This is a genomic window from Streptomyces sp. NPDC059142, assembly GCF_042755665.1.
Lineage (GTDB): Bacteria > Actinomycetota > Actinomycetes > Streptomycetales > Streptomycetaceae > Streptomyces.
On sequence record NZ_JBHZDA010000011.1, the window covers coordinates 1 to 5,071 of the forward strand.

At 72.4% G+C, this 5,071-nt stretch carries 4 protein-coding genes and 2 pseudogenes; 1 reads left to right on the forward strand and 5 read right to left on the reverse strand.

Annotated elements, in window-relative coordinates; genetic code table 11:
- From kgd to ACFXPK_RS06410, 5 genes and pseudogenes are all read right to left on the reverse strand, one after another.
- Positions 1–497 (reverse strand): annotated as a pseudogene (kgd, locus tag ACFXPK_RS06390) (multifunctional oxoglutarate decarboxylase/oxoglutarate dehydrogenase thiamine pyrophosphate-binding subunit/dihydrolipoyllysine-residue succinyltransferase subunit); the annotation flags it as partial.
- A gap of 292 nt (positions 498–789) precedes the next feature.
- Positions 790–1,872: an ATP-binding protein gene (locus tag ACFXPK_RS06395; RefSeq protein ID WP_384991325.1), complete on the reverse strand. Its 1,083-nt coding sequence runs from the start codon at positions 1,870–1,872 to the stop codon at positions 790–792.
- A gap of 116 nt (positions 1,873–1,988) precedes the next feature.
- On the reverse strand, positions 1,989–2,726 hold the full coding sequence (locus ACFXPK_RS06400; RefSeq protein WP_384991328.1) for a response regulator transcription factor: 738 nt from the start codon (positions 2,724–2,726) through the stop codon (positions 1,989–1,991).
- 106 nt (positions 2,727–2,832) lie between these two features.
- Entirely contained in the window at positions 2,833–3,531 is a 699-nt protein-coding gene (locus ACFXPK_RS06405; protein ID WP_385072304.1) for a spermidine synthase, read from the reverse strand.
- Between the two features lie 214 nt (positions 3,532–3,745).
- Complete coding sequence (locus ACFXPK_RS06410; RefSeq protein WP_385072307.1) at positions 3,746–4,570, reverse strand: nucleotidyltransferase; 825 nt, start codon at positions 4,568–4,570, stop codon at positions 3,746–3,748.
- 229 nt (positions 4,571–4,799) lie between these two features.
- On the opposite strand from ACFXPK_RS06410, the pseudogene ACFXPK_RS06415 reads away from it, so the two are divergent.
- Positions 4,800–4,979, forward strand: a pseudogene (locus tag ACFXPK_RS06415) (LON peptidase substrate-binding domain-containing protein); the annotation flags it as partial.
- Positions 4,980–5,071 lie beyond the last annotated feature (92 nt).

Genomic DNA, 5,071 nt, shown 5'->3' on the forward strand with positions numbered 1-5,071 from the left:
GCGAGACGCTGCCCGAGGGGGGGGGGGGGGGGCGCGTGGGGGGGGGGGGGGCTGTGGGGGGGCTCGCGGTTCGCCGCGGCGGCGGGGGGTTTGGCGGGCGCCGGGGCCTGCGCCGCCTTCGCGGGGGCGGGCGCGGCGGCGGGCTTCGCCGGTGCCGGTGCCTGAGCGGGCGCCGGAGCCTGAGCGGCCTGGGCCGGAGCGGCGGCCGGGGCCGCCTTCGCCGGAGCCGGTGCCGGGGCCGCGGCGGCCTGCGGGGCCGGGACGGCCGCAGGGGGCGTGGTGGCCTCTTCGGACCTGCCCGACGCGCCGGGCGTGCCCGGCTTGTAGTCGGCGAAGAAGTCCCACCAGGCACGGTCGACCGAATTCGGATCCTGGAGGTACTGCTGGTAGATCTCGTCGACAAGCCACTCATTGGCTCCGAAGGCGGCGGCAGGGTTGGTGCCCTGACCCGCTTCGTCGGTCGAGATGCTCGCGTTACTGGGGGACTGAGACGACACGGCGTGAACCGCCCTCTTCCGCTTCACAAGGTGATGGACAGCGGGAATCAAGGCTACGCCTACCAGGCCCTGAGGTGCAGGCCGGGCATGCCATCGTCGTGCAAGTCACATCCGACGACGGGTTTCGGCGTATGAAATGGCGGGAAACAAGCCAGGTTCCGCAGTGCCAGGGGCATGTGACCGAAGACATCGCTTATCGGCCACTCCCCAGTCACGGCGGGTCCACGGCCCTGTTACCCGCTCGTCCCCGACTCCGTACCCGGAGATCATGTGCTTTCCCTCGAACCCTACGTCAAGCGTGTGCCCGGGGTACGCCCGGAAGGGTGACCCGTATCAGGCAGCCGCGAGCCGATTCGGCCACGCCGATCCGTCCGCCGTGCAGATCCACCGCCCACCGCGCGATCGCCAGACCGAGCCCCGTACCGCCGTCGCTGCCGGGTCCGTGCGGGGAGGCGACCGTGCCCCGGTTGAAACGCTCGAAGACCTTGTGACGCTCCTGCTCGGGGATGCCCGGCCCCTCGTCCTGGACCTCCAGGTCCAGTGACTCGGGCGCCTCCCCGCGCCGGGCGCGCACCGTCACCCGGCCGTGCGGCGGACTGTGCTTGACCGCGTTGTCGACGAGGTTCGCGACCACCTGGTGCAGCCGCTCCGCGTCCGCGTGCGCCGTCAGCTCCGGCGGGGAGACGTCGAGGTGCAGATGGACATCGGTACGGGCGTGGTTCCCGGACCCGGAACCGGCGACATGGCTGCGGTGGGCGGACGCCAGATTGCACTCCTTGAGCACGCCCGACAGGTACGGCCACACCTCGAAGCGCCGCGCGCGCAGCGGTACGACACCGTTGTCGAGCCGCGAGAGGTCCAGCAGCGTCTCCGTCAGCCGGCCGAGCCGCTCGGTCTGCCGCAGCGCGGTCAGCATCGTCTCGGGATCCGCGGCGGACACCCCGTCCACCACGTTCTCCAGCACCGCCCGCAGCGCCGCGATGGGCGTGCGCAGCTCGTGCGAGACGTTGGCGATCAGCTCCTTGCGGTGCCGGTCCTCGGCCTCCAGGTCGTCGGCCATCCGGTTGATCGTGGAGGCGAGATCGCCCAGCTCGTCCCGGCGGTCCGCGCGCACCCGGCGCGTGTAGTCGCCGTGCGAGATGCCCTTGGCGACGGTGTTCATCTCGTCCAGCGGCGCGGTCAGCCCGTGCGCCACGAACTGGGTGATCAGCAGCGTGGCGATCATCGAGAAGACCGTGATGAAGCGCAGCTCGGTCTCCGTGCGCGACGCCACGATCAGCAGCCCCGTGGTGATCAGGACGGAGACGACGACCAGGGTGACCAGCTTGGACTTGATGGAGAAGAGCGGCAGGGACCGGTCCGACGCGCCGAACATCCGCCGGCGCTCCCGCGGCTCCCCGGCGCCCCCGCCTCCGCGCGGACTCCGGGAGCCCGCACGCCCGCGCGGACCGTACCCGTCACCGTCCCGGCCTCCCGCGTCCCCCGGCCGGGTCATGGCGCCGGGGTCTCCAGGGCGTAGCCGACCCCGTGGACGGTACGGATCCGCTCGGCGCCGATCTTCCGGCGCAGCGCCTTGATGTGGCTGTCGACCGTACGGGTGCCCGAGGCGTCCGCCCAGTCCCACACCTCGGCGAGCAACTGCTCCCGGGAGAGGACGGCGCGCGGTGTGTTCGCCAGGCAGACCAGCAGGTCGAACTCGGTGGGCGTCAGGTGCACGTCGTCGCCGCGCACCCGCACCCGGCGCTGCGCGTGGTCGATCTCCAGCTCGCCCAGGCGCAGGATGCCGCTGCGCGGCGTCACCGCGGCGAGCGCCGCGCGCTCCACCCGGCGCAGCAGCACATGCACCCGCGCCGCCAGCTCCCGCATGGAGAACGGCTTGGTCATGTAGTCGTCGGCGCCGACCCCGAGCCCGACCAGCATGTCGGTCTCGTCGTCCCGCGCCGTCAGCATCAGCACCGGCACCGGGCGCTGCGCCTGTACGCGGCGGCAGACCTCCAGGCCGTCGAAGCCGGGCAGCATGATGTCGAGGACCATCAGGTCCGGCTGCCAGGCCTCGGCGGCGTCCACCGCCGCGGGCCCGTCCACCGCCGTCTGTACGAGGAACCCCTCCGCCCGCAGCCGGGCGGCGATGGCGTCGACGATCGTCGCGTCGTCCTCGACGACGAGGACCCGGCGCTGGGCGCCGGGCGTCGCCGCGACCCCGTTCTGGCTGGTGTGTGTCTGCTCCATCGCCCCGCCCCTGGTACGCGTTCCGCGATCCTTGATCCGCGATCTGTGCATGAAGTATGCACATTCATGTGTGGGGAGCAGCGTAGAGGCAGCGGGAGGGTTCCGGCTACGCAGTGCGAACAGCGAGATGGACCACGTCGGGCACTCCCCGGGCAACTTGGATCTCTTCCTCCCTTACCCCGGTGAATCCGGCATTCCGCAATGCTTCGCCGAATCTCGGGGAGGGGTTCGCCGACCATACGGCGAGGACACCGCCCGGTTTCAACCGGCCGTGGCACGCGGCGAGTCCGGCCGGGGAGTAGAGGCTCCCGTTGTCCTCGGTGACGGTCCACTCGGGCCCGTTGTCGATGTCCAGACAGAGCGCGTCGTAACGCTCCGTGGTCGTTCGTACGTACTTCACAAGATCGGTGTGATGGATCACAACGCGCGGATCATTGAGCGCGGCGCCCGAAATGCGCGTAAGGGGGCCGTCCCGGTGCCAGTCGATGACGGCCTGTTCGCGCTCGACGACGGCGATGGCCCCCCAGCGCGGATCGGCGGCGGCGTGCGCGAGCGAGAACCCGACGCCGAGCCCGCCGACGAGCACGGAGGGGCGCGCGTCCCCGGAGCCCGCGGCCGGCGCGAGCGCGGCGAGCGCGGCGTCGACCAGCAGCCGCTCCGAGCGGCCGTCCGAGGTGTCCATCAGGAAGCAGCCATTGGCGATGATCTCCAGCTCCTCGCCCCGCCGCCGCAGGACGACCTCGCCATGGGGCCCCTCACGACGGTCGAGCGTGACGGGACCGGAATCCGGGACGGGTACGGACATGCTGGCGCCTCTCCCTCGGTGTGACGGCCGGTGGGGACATCCTGGTCGGCAGGGGTGGACCAGAACAATCCGGTTTACCGCCCCGAGCGGCGCCCGTGGGGCCCCCGGGGGCGTACGGCCGTACGCCTCCAGCTCGTCGCTGTGCGTGTACATGCCCGTCCGGATCGCGGCGGAGGCGAGCAGTGGTCCGGCGCCCCTGTCGGCCCGCCCCGTTTCACACGGCTCGGAGGGCCGCCGGACGCGGCGCCTTCTCGCCGTGCACGGAGGTGTACGTGGCGGCGAGCCACGGGCCCAGATCCCCGACGAGCGGAGCGAGCGCCGCCGGATCGGCCGACGGCGTGCGGCCGAGGGCGGCGGCGGTGCGCATCTGCCCGGCGCGCCCGGGGTAATAGCGGCCGAACAGCTCGGCGGACTCGTCCAGATCGCTGGTCCAGCCGCCCCAGCGGGGCATGACCAGAGTGAATCCCGTACGGACGAGACGCCGGCCGACCCGGCGGTTCAGGGCCCGGCGATCGGTGTCCGTGGTGGCCGCGGCGGCCGCAGCGTCCCAGCGGGGCAGCGCGAGGGCGAGGTCGCCGTTGGTCTCGCGGGCGAGCAGGGAGGTGGGGCGGTACCGGGGCAGCCGCTCTGCGAGGTCGTCGCCGAGCAGGGGCGTGCAGAGGCAGGCGACGAAGAATCCGGCTTCGTGGCGTTCGACGTCGCCGAGCAGGACGCGGACGCCGGTCAGCAGGGTGCCGACACCGTCGATCTGGGGAAAGGCGCGGTCGAGCGCGGCCCCGGCCGCCGCGGCGTCGGCGCGGTCGGCCTCGGTGGGCTCGTCGTGGAGGACGAGCTGAAGGTCCAGGTCGGAGATCCCGGGGACGGCCGTGCCACGGGGAATGCTGCCGTACAGATAGGCGCTGTGCAGACGGGCGCCGAACGTCGCGGCGATCCGGGCGCGCGCGGCACCGACGACCGGGGCGAACGGCGCCGTCACCCGGTCCAGGGCGCCTTCGCGGGCGATCGTCCCGTCGGAGCGCAGCCCACGGTCGCCGTCCATGGGGTCATGGTGCCCCGTCTCCCGGCGGCGCGGGGTGGGGTCACGCAGAGGGCGCGGAGCGATCGCTCAGAGCGAACAGCGGCAGGGGAACAATCCTCGGCTCATAAGCATTGAGTCGGTATAGCTCAACTTGCTTGATCGTCTGTGTCGTACGGCTGCTGCGGCGACTGCTCGCCCGGACCTCGTACGACCGCCGCTCCACCGCCTTGTTCACGCCGAAGGGGAGACCATGGCTTCCACGTCCACACCGCTCACGCTTCCCGTACTGCCGCTCGACGACGAGGTCGTGCTGCCCGGCATGGTCGTGCCGCTCGATCTGTCCGACGCCGAGGTCCGCGCCGCCGTGGGGGGGGCGCCCCCGCGCGCCCCGCCGCCACACCCCCCCCCCCCCCCCCCCCCCGAGATTGATTAACGTCTGGTGGGCTGGGAGTTGTGTATAAGAGACAGGTGACGGCTCCGCCGGGTCGGGCAGCGTGGCCGACGCCGCCTCCGCCGTGCTCG